This is a genomic window from Methylomonas sp. ZR1, assembly GCF_013141865.1.
Lineage (GTDB): Bacteria > Pseudomonadota > Gammaproteobacteria > Methylococcales > Methylomonadaceae > Methylomonas.
Window position 1 is genome coordinate 1,868,089 of record NZ_RCST01000001.1, and the last position, 19,327, is coordinate 1,887,415.

Annotated in this window: 13 protein-coding genes; 8 read left to right on the plus strand and 5 right to left on the minus strand. The window is 55.6% G+C overall.

Features of this window, described 5'->3' with window-relative positions; all coding sequences use genetic code 11:
* Positions 1-126 precede the first annotated feature (126 nt).
* The 4 genes from DDY07_RS08585 to DDY07_RS08600 form a co-directional block, all read right to left on the minus strand.
* Positions 127-1,359 (minus strand): hypothetical protein, encoded by a 1,233-nt coding sequence (locus DDY07_RS08585; RefSeq protein ID WP_171695592.1) that lies wholly within the window; start codon positions 1,357-1,359, stop codon positions 127-129.
* Complete coding sequence (locus DDY07_RS08590; protein ID WP_171695593.1) at positions 1,356-1,973, minus strand: ATP-binding cassette domain-containing protein; 618 nt, start codon at positions 1,971-1,973, stop codon at positions 1,356-1,358. Before DDY07_RS08590 ends, DDY07_RS08585 begins: the two co-directional genes overlap by 4 nt.
* A 93-nt stretch (positions 1,974-2,066) precedes the next feature.
* Positions 2,067-3,224: a pyridoxal phosphate-dependent aminotransferase gene (locus DDY07_RS08595; RefSeq protein WP_171695594.1), complete on the minus strand. Its 1,158-nt coding sequence runs from the start codon at positions 3,222-3,224 to the stop codon at positions 2,067-2,069.
* A 74-nt stretch (positions 3,225-3,298) separates the two neighbouring features.
* The gene (locus DDY07_RS08600) at positions 3,299-4,570 is read right to left on the minus strand and encodes an OmpP1/FadL family transporter (protein ID WP_171695595.1); all 1,272 of its coding nucleotides are present in this window, start codon (positions 4,568-4,570) and stop codon (positions 3,299-3,301) included.
* Positions 4,571-5,000: 430 nt separating this feature from the next.
* Between DDY07_RS08600 and DDY07_RS08605 the strand changes: the two genes are divergently transcribed.
* From DDY07_RS08605 to DDY07_RS08640, 8 genes are all read left to right on the plus strand, one after another.
* Positions 5,001-6,473 carry an MBL fold metallo-hydrolase gene (locus DDY07_RS08605; RefSeq protein ID WP_171695596.1) on the plus strand — a complete coding sequence of 491 codons (1,473 nt, stop codon included), beginning with the start codon at positions 5,001-5,003 and terminating at the stop codon, positions 6,471-6,473.
* A gap of 311 nt (positions 6,474-6,784) precedes the next feature.
* Positions 6,785-7,444, plus strand: coding sequence for a CerR family C-terminal domain-containing protein (locus tag DDY07_RS08610; RefSeq protein WP_171695597.1), 660 nt, complete (start codon positions 6,785-6,787; stop codon positions 7,442-7,444).
* Positions 7,441-8,712 carry an MdtA/MuxA family multidrug efflux RND transporter periplasmic adaptor subunit gene (locus tag DDY07_RS08615; protein WP_171695598.1) on the plus strand — a complete coding sequence of 424 codons (1,272 nt, stop codon included), beginning with the start codon at positions 7,441-7,443 and terminating at the stop codon, positions 8,710-8,712. The genes DDY07_RS08610 and DDY07_RS08615 overlap by 4 nt, the downstream gene beginning before the upstream one ends.
* 3 nt (positions 8,713-8,715) lie before the next feature.
* Complete coding sequence (locus tag DDY07_RS08620; RefSeq protein WP_171695599.1) at positions 8,716-11,847, plus strand: MdtB/MuxB family multidrug efflux RND transporter permease subunit; 3,132 nt, start codon at positions 8,716-8,718, stop codon at positions 11,845-11,847.
* Complete coding sequence (locus tag DDY07_RS08625) at positions 11,844-14,975, plus strand: efflux RND transporter permease subunit (protein ID WP_171695600.1); 3,132 nt, start codon at positions 11,844-11,846, stop codon at positions 14,973-14,975. The genes DDY07_RS08620 and DDY07_RS08625 overlap by 4 nt, the downstream gene beginning before the upstream one ends.
* A 10-nt stretch (positions 14,976-14,985) precedes the next feature.
* Positions 14,986-16,467, plus strand: coding sequence for an efflux transporter outer membrane subunit (locus DDY07_RS08630; protein ID WP_171695601.1), 1,482 nt, complete (start codon positions 14,986-14,988; stop codon positions 16,465-16,467).
* 220 nt (positions 16,468-16,687) lie between these two features.
* On the plus strand, positions 16,688-17,095 hold the full coding sequence (locus tag DDY07_RS08635) for a hypothetical protein (RefSeq protein ID WP_171695602.1): 408 nt from the start codon (positions 16,688-16,690) through the stop codon (positions 17,093-17,095).
* Entirely contained in the window at positions 17,092-17,805 is a 714-nt protein-coding gene (locus DDY07_RS08640; RefSeq protein ID WP_171695603.1) for a rhomboid family intramembrane serine protease, read from the plus strand. Before DDY07_RS08635 ends, DDY07_RS08640 begins: the two co-directional genes overlap by 4 nt.
* Before the next feature lie 190 nt (positions 17,806-17,995).
* Here DDY07_RS08640 and DDY07_RS08645 read toward each other — a convergent pair whose 3' ends face one another.
* A complete protein-coding gene (locus tag DDY07_RS08645) occupies positions 17,996-19,297 on the minus strand; it encodes a porin (protein WP_171695604.1) in 1,302 nt (433 codons plus the stop codon).
* Positions 19,298-19,327: the final 30 nt, after the last annotated feature.

Sequence of the window (19,327 nt, forward strand, 5' to 3'; positions counted from 1 at the left end):
ACAAAAATCTGGATCACTGCTAATTGTATGTTGATATACAAACAGTAATTGCTGGATGGTTGTTGATTTACAAGCTAATCGGCAGAAATTTGGCGATGGGTGCGGTGTCTTTAGTTAAAGCTGATTTTAAAAAGGGATAAATAAGTAACACATGGCTAAAAACCAAATCGACACCATCAGCTTGGGGATAATTCTCGGATGGTGCGTTTGGTCCAGTGCATAAAGCCAAGTCAAAGCGGCCAAGCCAATATTGCCCACGGGTAGAATCAATACCGCGCGAATGCCTAGGATAGGGTGCAGCATCGCAATAGGTACCAGCGTCAGCAGTGTAAACAGTGCTTCCAGAGTCAGCAAATCAGCCAACAGCAAATGCTGTTGGCTGATGCCCAGTGAGGTATACAAAGCTTGCAGGGGTTTGCGGCCGATACGAAGGGTAATTTCCAGGCTAGACGTTTGCAGCAGCAACGGAACCACGCCGATTAGCAGTAAACCGGTAGCTACCGGTGCTTGTAAGCCAATCCGCTGCCAGATATTGCCGAACCAGACGACGGTGCCCAGATAAATCAGCAGCGGCAAGTGGGCGCTGAGTTCGTGGTGCTGCAGCAGGCTACGTAGATTGATCAGTACTAGATTGATGAACGGACGATAGTGAGGGGATAGTTTGGCGAAATGACGGCTTGGATCGGGCTTATCGGTCACTATCCGCTTACGCCATCGGGTTTGTAATCTGGCTGCAGAGACTGGGCCGGCTAAAAGTAAAACCGCCACCGCAATGCCGGAACCGTCAATGCCGTGTATTTCTAGCGCGCAAAGCGAGATAGCGAAGGTCAAAAATGCAAACAACGTCGCGCCACGCAACAGCCCTTGTTGAATAAGCAATAACTGCGCGGCCAATGCCGCGGCCAGCAGGCAGTCAGCATCAAAATCCCGAATGGCGTGATAGCGACTGAATTCGTAGGCGATAAACGGCAGTAACAGCGGCAAATCGGCGATTAACAACAGACATGCGTCGAGCTTTGTTTCCAAGGCCCCGATATGGGGTAATGAACGCAGATAATGCCATGGCGCGCCGCCGCGTAGCGCGTCTGCTTGCACCGACGTCCAGGCCGCCGCCAGCACTGACATGCCCAGCCAAGCCGGAAATGTCTCGGACCCGGTCAACAGGTAGTCAACCGGTTTGGCCAAGACCTGTATCTGCGCCGCTAACGGCATATCCGCCGGCGACAGACTAAACAGCAACAAACACCAGATTTGCCAGCGCCGAATCAGCAAATTCAGGCTGGCATCGGCGTAAAAGCGTAAACGCCAGCCCAACAACCGGAAAAATAACGCCATGCCGCCGGGCGCAAACGATTTCACGACAACGACAGGGTCCGCTCCGGAATGATGTCGAACCCCTGCCGTTGAGCTGGTTCGTGGCAAGACAGGATAATCAGGCGTTGCCGGGCCTGCTCCCTCAGAACCTGTTGTAGCGCCACCAGTGAGCCGGCATCCAGGCCATTGCTCGGTTCGTCCAATAGCAATATTTCCGTATCGGCGGCGATGCTGCCAAGCAATAAAATCTTGCGGGCCGTGCCAAGCGACAGTTGATCGAAGCGGGTCTGCAAGTGTGTGTGCAGTTGAAAACCATCCATCAGCTGATCTAAAACCTGGCGATTCAGTTGTCCGCGTACGGACGCTAACAGCCCCAGCCAGTCTTGGCCGGTGAGAAACGGAAACACCGGGCAGTCGGCGGGACAGAAGCTTAAGCGTCGCCGTGCCGACAACGGGCTGTTTCTGAGGTCGGCGTCGCCGACAAATACTTCGCCGGCGTCGGCGGCCAGCGCGCCGGCCAGCATCGCCAGCAAGGTTGATTTGCCCACGCCATTGGGGCCGGCGATTAAATAAATACCGGGGCTACTCCAGGCAAACGAAAAGTTTGCAATGACTTGTTTCCCGGGAAAGTGTTTTGTTAAGGCAACGGCGCGTAACATGGGCAATTGAAGATGCGAAGATGTTTAGATTATCGATGCTTCATTTCACGATCCGGTTTGTAAGCATTTCCATTGTTGCCTGGTGTGCATGCACTAAACGCGAAATTTGCTTAGCCGTTTCACAGCTTCGTGTAAGGTAGCATCGTCTTTGGCAAAGCAAAACCGGACCAAGCCTTCACCGGCGCTGCTTTGGTAAAACGAGCTGCCCGGAATGCTGGCAACACCGGTCTGTGACAATATAGCCAGCGCCGCGGCTTTGGCGGTCGGATAACCAAAGTGGCCGATGTCGGCTAATACGTAGTAAGCGCCTTGCGGTACTAAGGGCGTCAAACCAGCCGCATGCAAGCCGGCGCAAATGATGTCGCGCTTGCGTTGATACTGCGTCCTGAGCTGCTGAAAATAGTCCGGCGGCGCCTGCAAACCGGCGGCCGCACCGTATTGCAAAGGCGACGGCGCGCAAACATAAAGTAAATCGTTAACCAAATTTATCGCCTGCGCCAATGCCGGTTCGGCGACCGCATAACCCAGCCGCCAACCGGTAATGCTAAAGGTTTTGGAAAAGCCCATGATACTGACCGTACGCTTGGCCAGATTGCCGACACTGGCCGGGGAAATATGCGGCACGCCGTCGTAGGTGATGTATTCGTAGATTTCGTCGGAAATGACCAGCAAATTGTGCTGCTCGGCCACGCGCTCGATGATTGCCAACTCGGCGGCACTGAAGAGTTTGCCGCTGGGATTACTGGGTGTGCAAACCACGATTGCCCGGGTATTGGGTTTTAGGGCGGCACGCAACGCCGCTTCGTCAAGCGCAAAAGTCGGCGGCGCCAAGGTTAAAAACTGTGGCTCCAGGCCGTTGAGCAGAATCGTATTCAGATGGTAACCGTAGTAAGGCTCCATCAGCAAAATACCGTCGCCTGGGTTTAACAGCGCCGTCAAGGTGGCTGCAAACGCGCCGGTAGTGCCGCCGCTAATCACGATCTGACTGTCAGGATCGACGTCCAAACCATTGTCGCGCTTAAGCTTGGCGGCAATCGCCTGCCGTAATGGCGGCACGCCTTCCGAGGCAGTGTAGGTATTGAGGCCGTCTTGAATAGCCTTGATCGCGCCGTCCCGCACCAGGGCCGGCGCCGGCAAATCGCCTAAGCCCTGCCCCAGATTGATCCCGCCGATGCGTTCGCATTCGCGGGTCATCAAACGGATATCGGACGGTTTAAGATTGGCAATCCGGTTAGCAGCGGGAAAAGTCATCGGCATATGTTGTAACAGTCGTTTAAAAAGAAGCGCCTTGACGGCGCTTGAGAGGGAGGAGAGCCCTGAATGGATTAAAACCGCCGCGTCCAACCAAATTGCAGCGAAAACTGGCTCATCGACAAATCGATGGACTGGCCCGGACTCAATGGATTCGGGCCGGTAATGGTTTTCTGTGGCGAATACATGAATGCAAAACTGAGTTCGTCCTGTTTGCTAAGCGCGTGACTTAAGCCGCCAGTCAAGTGCCATTCCTGGACGCCGGGCGCCAGAATATTGAACAGCACCTCGGAGCCTTCAATGGGTTGCTGCCCATAACTCAGGCCACCGCGCCAAATCCAATCCGGGCTTTGCTGCCACTGCACCCCGGCTTTATAAATCGTCATGTCGTTCCAGCCAAAACCTCGGCCGTCGGCGTGCCCCAGCAAATTGCCCTGAAAGGTGTTGCCGACCGATTTAATTTCACTGTAGCGGATATGCTCGACGTCAAAATTGGCGGTCAGCGCTTTGCTAACGTCCCAGGACAAACCGACATTGAAGCTGTCCGGAATATCAAAACCACCGCCCTGGGCAAATAAGCCGGAGTAGCGTTCAAACTTGGACATATAGATGCGGCTTTTGTAAGACGCACCCAATCGCAAACCCGGCGTTAACTCGGCTAATCCGCCTACCCGGAAGCCGGCGCCGAAAGAATAATCGCGCCCTTGATCCGATAAGTGATCCGGTTCACTGGAAAAACCGAATTGACCGAATGTATTCAGGCCTCTGGCCTTGAAAGTCTGCGCCGCGAAAATCGGCGAAATCCCCAATGCATACCGGCCTTTGGCAAACGAATGCGCATAGGTGCCCACAATAAACGCTTGCGCCATATCGATACCGGTGCGGCCGGCGCCGAAGGTACCGTTCGCGCCGGTAAACAAGCCATTACCGTTAACTAATGGTTTGTAATCGGTGTTCATACCACCATTGCCGTACATCGCTACACCGAGGGTTTGCTCGGCATCCAATTTGTAACTCCAACCTAGGGTCGGCACCGGAAAATACTCGCTGTCGCTTTCGACCGACCCGGTCGCCAACATGCCGCGGCCGTTTACGCGGTATTCACGATGCGGGCTGAATAGTTCAAATTCCAAATCCAGGCGATCACCCACATAGGCCAGACCCGCCGGGTTTATCGCCGAGACAATCGCATCCTGCGCAAAACCGGTACTCGCTCCCGCCAAGGCTTTGCTCCGGGCGCCGTAGCTGTGGGCAAAATAGCCGTTGGTGGCATTCGCGGCGGGCACGCACACAGCCAGCGCGGTAAAAGAACCCAACAAGGCCCATGATATTTTTGCAAACGACATAAAAGGTTTCCCTGTGTGACAAGCTTAGGGAAATTCTATCGAGCGCCAGACTCTCTTTAAAAACGATATATTTCGATGTCTATTTCAGATATTGGCATAAAGACAAGATGCGTAAGACGCACTGCACGTTGTTTTTATCTTCAGGCCAGACACAGCACATTGAGCTGATTCTGCATAAACACCTGAGCAGCAATTGTTGCTAGTTGAGCAGCATATTGCCCTTCGTATCCATATAAACCATCCCCAGGTTGCGCCGGGTTTGCGGCCTACCGTTAAACGGCACAGCTCTTGCTGAGCTCAGCTCCTATTGAAATCAATCAGCGCCGAAAATCCCAGTAGCGACATTGGCCAACCGGCCAGCATTGGCGGCAGACAGCCTATTTTGACCCGTACCGAACCCTACACCTATTTCAAACCAACAGGAGTTGACATGCACAAATTGCTATACCGAACGGCCGGTTTAACCGCGCTTATTTTCACTGGCTGTAGTTCGCTGCAGCAAAACAGCATCCAATTAGCCAGCGATGCCGCGGGCGTCACGAACCTCAAATCCATCGAATTTAGCGGCACCGGCCGTTGGTACCAATTCGGCCAGGCGCCGAATCCCGACCTGCCCTGGCCGCCGTTTGCCGTCAAAAACTACACCGCCGACATCAATTACGAAACCGCCAGCGCCCGCGTGCAAATCAGCCGTTTGCAAGAGATTGAGCCGGGGCGGAATCGGCCGCAACCCACCGAGCAAAAGGTTGATCAATACGTCAGCGGCGCTTATGCATGGAATATTGCCCCGCCTGCGGCCGGCGCCACCAGTGCTAACCCCGTCGTCACCACGCAACCTACCGCTAGCGAAGAACGCGCCGCCGAAATCTGGGCCACGCCACAAGGATTTTTAAGGGCAGCGCAGAGCCATCAGGCCAAATCTGAAGACAAAGGCACCGACACCGAAGTCAGCTTTACTTTGGACGGCAAATACCGCTACCAGGGGACATTGAATGCTCGCCACCAGTTAACAAACGTCAAAACCTGGATTGACAACCCGGTACTTGGCTACACCTTACTGGAAACGCAATACAGCGACTACAAGGAATTTGGCGGCGGCTTGTTTCCCAGCCATATCGTGCGTCTGCAAGGCGGCTATCCGGTATTGGATTTGAACGTCACCACAGTAAAAGCCAACCCGCCGGTAGACATCGCGGTACCTGCCGAAGCCGCCAAGAAACTGAACATTATCGTCGCAGCCAATAAACTTGCGGACGGCGTGTATTATTTGACCGGCGGTACTCACCATAGCGTGGCTATCGAGCAGCTAAACCATATCGTGCTGGTAGAAGCACCGCAAAACGAAGAACGCTCCTTGGCGCTAATCGAAAAACTCAAGGAAACCATCCCCAATAAACCGATCAAATACGTGATCAATACTCACGCGCACTTTGACCACAGCGGCGGCTTGCGCACCTTCGTCGATGCCGGCGCCACTATCGTCACCCATCAGCCCAATCAGGCTTATTACGAAAAAGTCTGGGCTGCACCGCATAGTATTTACCCCGACAATCTGGAGAAGTCCAAAAAAGCGCCAAACTTCCTCAGCTTTGCCGGCAAACAGGTGATTTCTGACGGCAAACGCAATATTGAAATTCATGCCTTGGCTGAGAATAGCCACAACGACGCCTTTGTTGCGGTGTATTTGCCCAAGGAAAAGATATTGATCGAGGCCGACGCCTATACGCCGCAAGCGGCTAACGCGCCGGCGCCCACATCTGTGAACCCTTATTCGTTGAATCTGTATGAAAATGTTCAACGGCTTAAATTGGATGTTGGACAGATTGCTGCCTTGCACGGTCCGCGTGTGGTGACCTTAGGCGATCTGCGTAAAGCCATCGGCATCACCAAAGCTTCGCGATAAGCAGATCAACAATTGAGGCACCGGCTGAATGCCGGCGCCTCAATCTCAGCGCAAACAGGCCTGACTTAGAAATCCCAATAAACTTTCGATGCTGGCGAGCGCTGAGCGGGCGCCTCAGCAAAAAGTGGGTTCTGCCCCGCCATCAACACCCCACAGCCAATCGCTGCTGAATTTCAAGCAATCCCCCGCCGCAATCGCGGCTAGACCCTTTAAAACGCCACCTTCCCAAAGTTGGCATGTAGCGTGCTTTGTTAAATGCGTATTTGAATTAGCAATTTCACATTTATCCTCTCATCGTTCCAGCACTACGCATGACTGACCTAAAAACCAAGTCGGAGAAAACTCGCGAGCGATTGTTGAATGCCGCCGGCCGCATCTTTGCCGAGAAAGGCTATCAGGACGCGACCATTGCCGAGATTTGCGAGCAGGCCCAAGCCAATATTGCCTCGGTGAATTATCACTTTGGCGACAAGCAAACCCTTTATCTGGAAGCTTGGCGGCATGCCTTCAACCACGAATTGGGCCAGCATCCGCCCGACGGCGGCGTGTCCCGGCAGGCTCCGGTTGAGCAACGGCTGGCTGGACGTATCAAATCGCTAATCCGCCGTCTGGCCGACGACGAATCCTATTCCTTTGCCATCATTCACAAGGAAATGGCGCAACCGACCCGCTTGCTGGCCGACATTCTGGAAAAGGAAATCAATCCGCAGCGTCAGCAAATGTTTGGCTTGCTGCGCGAATGCCTGGGCCAGGACGCCAGCGAACAACAATTGCAATATTGCCACGCCAGCATCATGGGCCAATGCTTTCAATTGCTACGCCTGAAACAGATACAACAAGCCCGGCCGCAACGCGCCCTGCCCAGCGACATGAGCGACATCGGCGCCTTCGCCGAACATGTGGTGGATTTTTCGCTGGCAGGCATCCGCGCCATCCGCTCGCAAACCTTACCTAAGCGTATCCAAGCATGAAGCAACAAATTTCCGATTTCCCCTCGTCGAGCAAGCGCCGGCCCTGGCTATGGACCGGCGCGCTATTAGTGGTGAGCCTGGCCGGTGCCGGCGTCTATTTTCAGCACAGCGAAGCCGCCCCGGATACTAAAGCCGAGCGCGGTGGCGGCAAAGGCCGACGCTTTTTTGAACAACCAGATGCTCCTGCGGTCGTCGCTACCCAGTCCGCCAGAAGTGGCGATTTTCCGGTTTATCTGAATGCGCTCGGCACCGTCACCGCCTTGCGCACCGTCACCGTCAAACCGCGCGTGGACGGCGAATTGGTAAAAGTGGCGTTCAGCGAGGGGCAAATGGTCAAGGCCGGCGATCTGCTGGCGGAAATCGACCCGCGGCCGTTTCAGGTGCAATTGCAGCAAGCCCAAGGCCAGCTGACCCGCGACCAGGCCTTGTTACAAAACGCCGAGTTGGACCGGAGCCGCTATCAGACCCTGCTGGAACAGGATTCGATTGCCGCCCAACAAACCGTCACCCAAGAATCGCAGGTCAAACAATATCGCGGCAATGTCGAGATGGATCAGGCCCTGGTCGATAGCGCCAAATTGCAACTCGGTTATGCCAAGCTAACCGCGCCGATTTCCGGACGGGTGGGCTTACGGCAAGTGGACCAAGGCAATATCGTCAGGGCTAACGACGCCAACGGCCTCGTCGTCATCACTCAGTTACAACCGATCAGCGTGGTGTTCACGCTGCCCGAGGACAAATTGCCGGAGGTGGTGAAACGCTATCGCAGCGGCCAGATCATTAAAATAGAAGCCTACGACAGAAGCGGCAAATTGAAATTGGCCGAAGGCAAACTCACCGCGCTGGACAATCAAATCGACCCGACTACCGGCACCATTAAGCTGAAGGCACAATTCGACAATCTCGAGCAAACCCTATTCGCCAATCAATTTGTTAACGTGCGCATGCATCTGGATACCTTGCACGACGTTACGCAGATACCCAGCAGCGCCTTGCAACACGATACCCAGGGTGCGTTTGTGTATGTGGTCGATGCCGAGAACATCGCCCATCTGCGCCGCGTCGAACCCGGCCCCAGCGAAGGAGAAAAGGTGGCTATCGAACATAATCTGACGGCGGGCGAACAACTCATCCTCACCGGCATCGACCGGGTCAAGGACGGAGGCGTGGTGGATGTGGCCGAGAAAGACGGCCAAGCAGTCGCCGCCAAACCGGAATTGCAACCCAAGCCGGAAGACGAATCCGGCAAACGCCGGCGGCGCGGATAAACCATGAGTCTTAGCGATCCGGGCAAGGCCGGTTTCAATCCTTCGCGCCTATTCATCCTGCGGCCAGTAGCCACCTCCTTGTTGATGGTGGCTTTGTTATTGGTAGGCATACTGGCTTATCGACTATTGCCGGTCTCGGCACTGCCGCAGGTGGATTACCCCACCATCCAGGTCACTACCCTGTATCCCGGCGCCAGCCCGGAAGTGATGACCTCCATCGTTACCGCACCACTGGAACGCCAATTCGGACAAATGCCGGGCTTGACGCAAATGAGCTCCACCAGCTCGGGCGGCGCGTCGGTGATCACCTTGCAGTTTAACTTGCACTTGGATCTGGACGTTGCCGAGCAAACCGTACAAGCCGCGATCAACGCCGCCGCCAACTTTTTGCCCGACGATTTGCCTCAAGCACCCATCTACAGCAAGGTCAATCCGGCCGATACCCCCATCATGACGCTGGCGGTCAGCGCCAAATCGCTGCCTTTATTTAAGGTAGAAGATTTGGTCGATACCCGGCTGGCGCAAAAAATCGCCCAATTACCCGGCGTCGGCATGGTCAGCATCAGCGGTGGCCAACGACCGGCGGTACGGATTCAGGCCAACCACAAAGCGCTGGCTGCTTACGGCATCAGCCTGGAAGACCTGCGCAGCGCGATTGCCGCCGCCAACGTCAACCAACCAAAAGGTTCAATCAACGGCCCAACCCGCGCCGCGACGATAGACAGCAACGATCAATTGCGCTCACCGGCCGAATACCGCGAGTTGGTGGTGGCTTACAAAAACGCCGCGCCGGTCAAACTGGCGGACGTGGCGGAGGTCGTGGACGGTGCCGAAAACGTGCGTCTGGCCGCTTGGGCCAACGACAACGCGGCCGTTATCGTCAACATCCAGCGCCAGCCCGGCGCCAATGTCATCGAGGTGGTGGATAGCATCCAAGAATTGCTGCCCAAACTGCAAGCCTCGCTGCCGCCCGGCATAGAAGTTACGCCGCTGACCGACCGTACCGTCACCATTCGCGCCTCGGTACACGATGTACAATTCGAACTATTGCTGGCGGTGGCGCTGGTGGTGATGGTGATCTTCCTGTTCCTGCGCAATATCCCGGCCACCATCATTCCCGGCATTGCGGTACCGCTGTCGCTGGTGGGCACCTTTGCGGCCATGTATCTAGCCGATTTCAGCATCAACAATTTAACCCTGATGGCGTTGACCATCGCCACCGGCTTCGTGGTGGACGATGCCATTGTCGTCATCGAAAACATCTCCCGCTACATCGAACGCGGCGAAACGCCGTTGCAGGCGGCACTAAAAGGCTCCGCGCAGATTGGCTTTACCATTATTTCGCTGACTTTTTCGCTGGTAGCGGTATTGATTCCACTGCTGTTCATGTCCGACGTGGTGGGTCGGCTGTTTCGGGAGTTTGCGATTACCTTGGCCGTGGCTATCTTGATTTCGGCAGTAGTATCGTTGACCCTGACGCCGATGATGTGCGCCAAACTATTGCGCCCCGGCGCGGGCAACCATAAGGAAGATGAAATCGGCGACGACTGGTTCGGGCGTTTGATCAAGGCCTACGGCCGCAGCCTGAGTTGGGTAATGCAACGGCAGGCGGCGACCTTGCTGATGTTTTTCGTCACCGTGGCATTGACCGCGGCGATGTACATCTGGATACCGAAAGGCTTCTTCCCCAGCCAAGACACCGGCATCATTCAGGGTTTTTCCGAAGCGCCGCAAAATGTGTCGTTTCCGGCCATGGCCGAGCAACAGCAAAAACTGGCTAAGTTGATACTGGAAGACCCGGCGGTGGAAAACCTGTCCTCGTTCATCGGTGTCGACGGCGTTAATGCCACACCCAATAGCGGCCGGTTTTTAATCAACTTAAAGCCGCACGAACAACGGCCGCCGGCTAACGAGATTATCGCCCGCTTGAAAAACCGCCTGGCCGAATCGCCCGGCAGCGTGTTGTATCTGCAACCGGTGCAGGATTTGACGATGGAAAACCGGGTCAGCCGCACCCAATACCAATTTACCCTGGAAGGCGCCGACATTGACGATTTGAACCGCTGGACCGGCAAGCTGGTGGAGGCTTTGCAAGGCCGGCCGGAATTTGCCGACGTGGTCAGCGACGTGCAGGACCAGGGCCGCCAAGTATTTGTGAAGATCGACCGCGCCACCGCCAGCCGCCTCGGCGTCAGTACCGCTGCTGTGGACAACGCCCTATACAGTGCTTACGGCCAACGTCTGGTCTCGACCATCTTCACGCAGGCCAATCAGTACCGGGTGGTATTGGAAGTCGATCCGGCCGAGCAGACCGGCCCGCAAGCCTTAAACGAATTACGCATTCCCTCCAGCAACGGCACGCAAGTGCCGTTGTCGGCCATCGCCGAACTGTCGGAGCGGCCGACCACATTGGCAATCAGCCATCTGGACCAGTTCCCGGTGACGACTGTGTCTTTCAATCTGGCGCCCGGCTACGCGCTGGGCGATGCGGTCGCCGCCGTCGATGCCGCCAAAACCGAGATCGAATTGCCGCTGGCTATCCGCAGCGAATACCAGGGCGCCGCGCAAGCCTTCAAAGCCTCGCTGGGCAATACGCTGTGGCTGATCCTGGCGGCGATTGTTACCGTGTATATCGTGCTGGGCGTGCTCTATGAAAGCTACATCCACCCTATCACCATCTTGTCCACCCTGCCCTCGGCTGGCGTCGGCGCGTTGTTGGCTTTGCAAGTCTCCGGCGGTGACTTGGGCATCATCGGCATCATTCTGTTGATCGGCATCGTCAAAAAGAACGCGATCATGATGATCGACTTTGCCTTGGAAGCCGAACGCAAGCAACATCTGCCACCCGAGCAAGCCATTTTTCAGGCTTGCCTGTTGCGCTTCCGGCCGATTTTGATGACCACCTTAGCCGCGCTATTGGGTGCGCTGCCGTTGATGCTGGGTAGCGGCGTCGGCTCGGAGTTGCGCCATCCGCTGGGTATCACCATGGTCGGCGGCTTGCTGCTCAGCCAATTGTTGACGCTGTACACCACACCGGTGATTTATCTGGCCATGGACCGGCTGGCGCGCCGGGTTAACTCGGGGCTGGGACTGAATCCAGTGGAACCCGTAGCAGAGGACCCAGGCCAGCCATGAACATGTCCGAATTATTCATCCGCCGCCCGGTAGCCACCACTTTATTGACGATTGCCGTTGCCTTATGCGGCGTGTTGGCGTTTTTAAATCTGCCTATATCGTCGCTGCCGCAAGTGGACTTTCCCAGCGTATCGGTGCAGGCGCAGATACCCGGTGCCAGCGCCGAAACCATGGCCGCGACGGTCGCCACGCCATTGGAACGCGCGCTGGGCCGCATCGCCGGCGTCACGGAAATGACCTCCAGCAGTTCCCAAGGCTCGACGCAGATCACGCTGCAATTTGATTTAAATCGCGACATCGACGGCGCCTGCCGCGACGTACAGGCCGCCATCAACGCCGCCGCCAGCATGTTGCCCAGCAATATGCCCAATCGGCCCAGCTACCGGCGCGATAATCCGTCGGACTCGCCGATTCTGATTTTGGCGCTGACCTCGGACAGTTTCACGCGCGGTCAAATGTACGACTCGGCTTCGACGATTTTGCTGCAAAAAATTTCCCAGATTCCCGGCATCGGCCAAGTGCAAATCGGCGGCGCGGCGCTGCCGGCGGTGCGTGTGGAACTGAACCCCAACGCCTTGAGTAAATACGGCATTGGCTTGGAAGACGTGCGCAACACCATCGCCCAAACCAACGTCACCCGGCCCAAGGGGGTACTGGAAAGCGCCACCACCCGCTGGCAGATTCAAGCCAACGACCAGGCCCGTAAAGCCGAGGAATATCTGCCGTTGATTGTGGCTTATCGCAACGGTGCGCCGGTGACGATTGCCGATCTGGGCGAAGCGGTCGATTCTGTGGAAGATTTGCGCAATACCGGTGCCAAAAACGGCAAGCCTTCGGTGCTGTTGATTATCCGCAAACAACCCTTGGCCAATGTGATTCAGACTGTCGATCAAGTGCTGGCGGTAATGCCAGCTTTACGGGCGGCGCTGCCCAGCAATATCGAACTCTCGGTGGTGGTGGATAGATCATTATCCATCCGTGCCTCGATTACAGAAGTCGAACACGGCTTGTTCGTCGCCGTGTTGCTGGTGATTCTGGTGGTGCTGGTGTTCCTGCGCAATCCGCGCTCGGCGGCGGTGCCCATCGTCGCGGTGCCGGCCTCTTTGCTGGGGTCTTGCGCGGTGATTTATTTGTGCGGCTTTAGCATCAACAACCTGACTTTAATGGCTTTGACCATCGCCACCGGCTTTGTGGTGGACGATGCGATTGTGGTGGTGGAAAACACCAACCGGCATATCGAGGAAGGCGTGGCACCGTTCCGTGCGGCGCTGTTGGCCGCCAAGGAAGTAGGGTTCACCGTATTGGCGATGAGCGTGTCGCTGGTGGCGGTGTTCCTGCCGATTTTATTAATGGGCGGCGTGCCGGGCCGGCTATTTCGGGAATTTGCAGTGACTTTGTCGGCGGCGGTACTGGTTTCTTTGCTGATTTCCTTGACCACCACCCCCATGCTGTGCGCGCGCTGGTTGGGTAAGGAATCCAAGGAGCATGGCGCCGTCTATCACGGCATAGGCGCGGCTTTCGATTGGATACAGAACATCTACCGGATCAGCCTGAGCTGGGCCTTGCGCCACGGCCGCATCATGCTGACTTTGTTACTGGCGACCATCGCTTTAAACATTTATTTGTACGGCGCTATCGACAAAGGCTTCTTCCCGACCCAGGACGGCGGCCGCTTGCTGGGCGAGATTCAAACCGATCAAAACACTTCGTTCCAAACCCTGCAAAAGCAATTCGCGCAAATTTCCGAGATTTTGCAAAAAGACCCGGCGGTCGCCAATGTCGCCGGCTTTGCCGGCAGTTCGCAAAGCAGTAACAGCGCGCGGATTTTCATCACGCTAATTCCGCACGAACAACGCGACGGCGTCGAAGTGGTGATGGAGCGCCTGCGCAAGGCTGCGGGCCGGGTGCCCGGCGCCAGTTTGCATATGTTTCCAGCCCAGGAACTGCGCATCGGCGGACGTATGTCGTTTGGCATGCTGGATTACACTTTGCAGGCCGACGATCTGGATCTATTGCGGGAATGGACGCCCAAGGTGCAAGCCGCCCTGGCCCGGCTGCCGGAATTGAGCGACGTCAGCACCAGCCAACAGGATAAGGGCGAACAAATCGGCCTGACCGTCAATCGCGATCTAGCCGCGCGTTACGGCGTCAGTCAGGCCTTGATCGACAATAGCCTGAACAGCGCCTTCGGGCAGCGCCAGGTGTCGGTGATTTACAACCCTCTGAATCAGTATCGAGTAGTGATGGAACTGGCGCCGCAGTACTGGCAATCGCCGGATAGCCTGAAACAACTGTATATCAGCGCGCCCGGCCGAACCGGAACCGGAACCGACGGTACGCCGGCGCAGCCCAAGCAAGTACCGCTGTCGACGCTGGCCGGCTTCGCGCCGAGCAATGCGCCGCTATCGGTGCATCATCAAGGCCAGTTTGCCGTGACCGAATTGTCGTTTAATTTAAAACCGGGCATTTCGATGTCCACGGCCGATGCTGCAATAAATCAAGCGTTGCGCGACATCGGCCTGCCGGCTGCCATTACCGGCAGTTTTCAAGGCTCGGGCAAGGCGTTTCAGGAAGCCTTGCGCAGCCAGCCCTGGCTGGTTTTGGCCGCGTTGATCAGCATTTACATTGTGCTGGGCGTGTTATACGAAAGCCTGATACATCCCTTGACGATACTATCCACCCTGCCCTCGGCGGGCGTCGGCGCCTTGCTGGCCTTGATGGCTTGCGACAAGGAGTTCAGCATCATTGCCTTGATCGGGGTGATTTTGCTGATCGGCATCGTCAAGAAAAATGCGATCATGATGATAGACTTTGCGCTGCTGGCTGAGCGCGAGCGTGGCCTGGATTCGCGCGAAGCGATCTTTCAGGCCTGCATGTTGCGCTTCAGACCGATCCTGATGACCACGCTGGCCGCACTGTTCGGCGCTTTGCCGCTGGCCTTGGGCAGCGGTTACGGTGCAGAACTACGCCAACCACTTGGTATTTCCATTGTGGGCGGCCTGATTTTCAGCCAGCTTTTGACTTTGTATACAACGCCGGTCGTTTATTTGTACCTCGACCGGTTCCGGCTGTGGATGCACGGCCGTTTTTCCAACCGCGCCGCCAGCCCAGCGCCAAATTCCATCTAAACCGATTGTCATGCGTTTAAGAATAAACCCACCTTTGCTTGCTTCCTTACTGACTTTGCCGTTGGCTGCCTGCACGGTAGGCCCGGATTATGTCCGTCCGCAAGCCAATGTATCCGAAGAGTTTAAAGAAGTGAAAGCCTGGAAACAGGCCCAACCGCGTGATACCGGTTTGCCCGGCAAATGGTGGGAGATTTTTAACGACCCCAAACTAAACGAACTGGAAGAACAGGTCGCCGCCGCCAACCAGTCCATCATCCAGGCCGAAGCCCAATACCGGCAAGCCCAGCATCTGGTGCAATCGGTGCAATCGTCCTTGCTGCCGGTGGCGACATTGACCGGCACCTTCAACCGCTTCCGCGCCGCCACCGGCCAGAACGTTGCCGTGGGCGGGGTGCGCAACCTGTTTGGTCAGGCCGTCGGCGTGGCCTGGGAACTGGATTTATGGGGCAGCGTGCGCCGCCAGGTGGAAACCAACACCAGCAATGCCCAGGCCAGCGCCGCGACTTTGCATGCGTTGATTCTGTCCAGCCAATCGGCGTTAGCGGACAGTTACTTTCAATTGAAAACCCTGGACGCCCAGAAAGCCTTATTAGACGAAACGGTAACGGCATTTGCGAAAACCCTGGAAATCACCAAAAACCGCTATGCCGTGGGCGTGGTGGCCAAGGCCGATGTCGTGCAAGCGGAAACGCAATTGGAAACCGTGCGCGCTCAGTCCATCGACTTGGGTGTGCAGCGCGCCAAGCTGGAACATGCCATCGCGGTGCTGATCGGCAAAACCCCTGCCGAGTTGTCGCTGGCGCCGGCACCTTTAACAGCGCAACCGCCGGGCATTCCAGTCAGCCTGCCGTCGGAATTGCTGGAGCGCCGCCCGGACATCGCCGCCGCAGAACGTAAAATCGCCGCCGCTAATGCGCAGATCGGCGTCGCCAAAGCGGCGTATTTTCCGACGCTGAATCTGGCTTCGACCAACGGTTTTCAGTCGCCTACCGCCGACACCTTGTTCACGATGGCCCGCCGCTATTGGTCTTTGGGACCGGCCGGTTTGGCCTTAACCTTGTTCGATGGCGGTGCCAAGAATGCCCAGTATAAGCAGGCGATAGACGCCTACGACGCCAGCGTCGCCGCGTATCGGCAAACGGTGCTGACCGGTTTTCAAGAGGTGGAAGATAATCTGGCCGCGCTGCGTATCCTGGATGAAGAAACCCAAGTGCAAGACAAAGCCGTCGCCGCTGCGAAACAGGCCTTGGCCCTGACCAATAATCAATATCAAGCCGGCACGGTCAGCTACATCAACGTGATAACGGCGCAAACCGCGGCGCTATCCAATCAACAAACCGCTGTGCAATTGCTCGGGCAGCGTTTGTCGGCCTCCGTGTTATTGGTCAAAGCGCTGGGCGGCGGCTGGAATGAAACCTTGGTTCCCACTGAAGATGAAGCTGATGGCGACCGCAAATGGACCGACTATTTGATTTTGCCGCTGGTGGATTAATTATCAACCCGGCCCTATTTAACACGGGTACTCGCTTCGGGCTGAACTGGCGAAGCGGGGCGCGTCCTGCGCCAAACACCCGCCCATCCGTTGACACCCTTCTTGCTTGAACTACATTTATCGGCAGTTCGGTTTAGCCGTTAAGCTTTTAAGAACCGGCCAAGGCGGGCATCAGTCGAATGCACGCAAATATTTAAGTCATTGACCACAAGGAATCTTAATGAACAAAGAAGCGGCGAAGGCGCATATTCTGAAAAATTTAATGCCGGGCGATTCTCTAGTCGGATTTTTCATCGCCCAGCAACCTTTCAAGCTGTGGCTGTTTTTTATAATCGGCCCGCTGGCTGTATTCAGCATGAAGCAGTACTTCATTGCGGTTACCCAAAAAGGTATCCATTTTCATCGTTTAAACTTATTGGGGAAATTTGCCAGCGACGACTTTTTTGCCTTCAATGAAATTGCCACCGTGAAAATCGGCAAGGGCATGCTGCAAAGACCGATGAAATTTACATTTAAAAACGGCCGAAATATCTACATTAAAGCGCAACTAAAAGGCGTGGAAAAAGTAGCCAAGCTTGATGAGGCCACGCAAAAACATATCGAACGCAATATTGCCGCCATCAAATGATATTGTTTCTTTTCGTAACGGCAAGCTATACCGCGCTACTGTTGTTTTACAGACCGTCACCGAGCAGCCTGAAAGATGCCCCGCTGACTTTCTTGGAAAACTTTAAGCAAATTAAAGCGTCGTTGTTTTCCGGTTTGTTGCTTTTTAGTATTTTTCTAGTGACCAGCGACTTTGGTTTTAATGAGGTTGATGAACAGCTTTATCGTTTATTGGCATTAAACAATATTTCGGCAGCGGCGATTTTATGGCCGCTGCAAGCCATTACGCATTTATTTATCCACATTAACTTTCCACATGTCCTGACCAATGTAGCCGGCTTGGGCATCGCTGCGGCTTACGAACGACAAGTCGGCTCTGGCCGATTTTTAATGGTGTTGCTGGTAGCCAGCCTGTCCTCTATCCCCTCAATCCTGTTCTACTCGGAGCCGATAGCGATCTGCGGTATTTCCGGCGGCGTATTCGGTCTGGCTGCCGCTTACTTCACCGACCAGGAGGGTCTGAGCAGCAAAGAATGGCTGTATGCGGTACTGATCTGTAGCGTATTTTTGGTGTGGCTGTCCGTTGGACACAGCATGGAATCAAAGGCAAACGGGCAATTGCAATTTAAGATCGATTACTACAGTCATGCCCTGGGCGCGCTGGGAGCTATCGTTTATTGCCGTTTGAGACCTAGAAAAACAGCCGACAAGCCCAGGCTGGCAAATTATTAACCCGACCCTATTTACCAAGCTTACACCGTTGGGGCTGAGTTCGCAGAAACCCAGAGTGGTGCGCCCTTCGATAATGCCCTCAAGGGCCGGGTTAATCACTAGTTGGCTTTGAATTGCTTCCAACATTCGTCCGTAAACAACCGTCGTGGCATCGTTTGCTTAGCTGTTGTTTGAAAAACGGCAACAGCCCCTAAAAAGTAACCACCACATCGGCGCCGAAAATAAACTGGCTGTCCTTATTCCGTTCGTCGTAAGCATCGACGCCTTCCGACCAGTCGTAACGCGCTTCCGGCCGCAGCATCAACCATTTCGCCGGCTTCCAGTTTACCCCTAGCGTCGCCGCATAATAATTGGCCGGCCCGGTCGCCAGCACCGCGCAACTGGGGCACATTTGGCCCACCCGAACGCCGTCGTCATCCCTAAACCATTCGCCGCGCAGGCCCACGCCCACCGTATCGGATACGTCGTATTTCAATTGCGAATGAATACCGTACCATTCGGCGTCGGCGAAATTATTCAGCGGGTGTTGTTGTTCGATGCCGTGGTCGTGCTGCAGCACGTAATGCCAGCGTTCGGTAAAGTTATGTTGGAGAACCAGACTGTAAAACGTGCGGTTGTCGCGCTTATTGATACCGGTCTGGCGCTGGAATTCGCGCAAATTGTTGTCGCTGTTGACGTCGCCGGTAATCAGCGTCGCGGTAAACGAGGTTGCCGCATCGTCGCTGGTCCAGGTGGCGCCGCCCAGGAAATTCCAGTTTTCCATATTTTTATCGAACCCGTCCCAAGCGCCGTTGCCGTCCAGCACGCCGTTTAGTTTGGTGTGGCCGCCGGTCACCGCACCCAGCGTCACGCTGAGATTTTGATGGACCGGATAGGTGGTGGTCATGCCGAAATGGGTAAACGGCTCGCCGTATTGAAAGGTATAAGGATGGGTGTAGAAGAAATTATCCGGCGACAATCCGGTCTCGTAACCCATGATCGTGTAAAACCGGCCGATGCGCGTGGTCAGGCCCTTGCCTATCGGCGTAAAAATATCCAGATAGGCATTCGGAATCGCCAGTTTGTAAAAACGTTCGTCGGAACCGATCAAGCGGTTATCCCAATGGCCGCCGCCGTAAGGATTGATGGTGTTGAAGCGGGCATCGCTGCCGTACATCAAGGTCAGCTTGCCGCCGACATCCCAATGGTCGCCGCCGGTGTTGACGTCGCGGATTAATTCGCCGCCCAGTTGGTGCAGATTGAACTCGTTGGCCCGGTCGGCAAACACCACGGTGCCGTTGTAGCCGTCGCCGGGGTCGTTGGCGTTGTAAACGATGCCGGCATCGGCCCAACTGTGGACGCGCAAACCGGCGGCTTTCATCCAGGGCAAATCGTTGATTAACGACAAGCCGTTCAATAAACCGGCGCGTTCCTCGGCCGGCAACGGCGACATCGCCAACAGTAACGGTGCGGCATACAGCCATTCGCGGGTTCGGAAAGATGAGTGTGGCATGGTGTTCTCCTGTCGGAAAATGAATCGTCG

Bases quoted from the DNA above. Each gene is read 5' to 3' on its own strand.
- DDY07_RS08590 (WP_171695593.1), bottom strand. From the start codon at position 1,973: ATGTTACGCGCCGTTGCCTTAACAAAACACTTTCCCGGGAAACAAGTC.
- DDY07_RS08595 (WP_171695594.1), bottom strand. From the start codon at position 3,224: ATGACTTTTCCCGCTGCTAACCGGATTGCCAATCTTAAACCGTCCGAT.
- DDY07_RS08600 (WP_171695595.1), bottom strand. From the start codon at position 4,570: ATGTCGTTTGCAAAAATATCATGGGCCTTGTTGGGTTCTTTTACCGCG.
- DDY07_RS08605 (WP_171695596.1), top strand. From the start codon at position 5,001: ATGCACAAATTGCTATACCGAACGGCCGGTTTAACCGCGCTTATTTTC.
- DDY07_RS08610 (WP_171695597.1), top strand. From the start codon at position 6,785: ATGACTGACCTAAAAACCAAGTCGGAGAAAACTCGCGAGCGATTGTTG.
- DDY07_RS08615 (WP_171695598.1), top strand. From the start codon at position 7,441: ATGAAGCAACAAATTTCCGATTTCCCCTCGTCGAGCAAGCGCCGGCCC.
- DDY07_RS08620 (WP_171695599.1), top strand. From the start codon at position 8,716: ATGAGTCTTAGCGATCCGGGCAAGGCCGGTTTCAATCCTTCGCGCCTA.
- DDY07_RS08625 (WP_171695600.1), top strand. From the start codon at position 11,844: ATGAACATGTCCGAATTATTCATCCGCCGCCCGGTAGCCACCACTTTA.
- DDY07_RS08630 (WP_171695601.1), top strand. From the start codon at position 14,986: ATGCGTTTAAGAATAAACCCACCTTTGCTTGCTTCCTTACTGACTTTG.
- DDY07_RS08635 (WP_171695602.1), top strand. From the start codon at position 16,688: ATGAACAAAGAAGCGGCGAAGGCGCATATTCTGAAAAATTTAATGCCG.
- DDY07_RS08640 (WP_171695603.1), top strand. From the start codon at position 17,092: ATGATATTGTTTCTTTTCGTAACGGCAAGCTATACCGCGCTACTGTTG.
- DDY07_RS08645 (WP_171695604.1), bottom strand. From the start codon at position 19,297: ATGCCACACTCATCTTTCCGAACCCGCGAATGGCTGTATGCCGCACCG.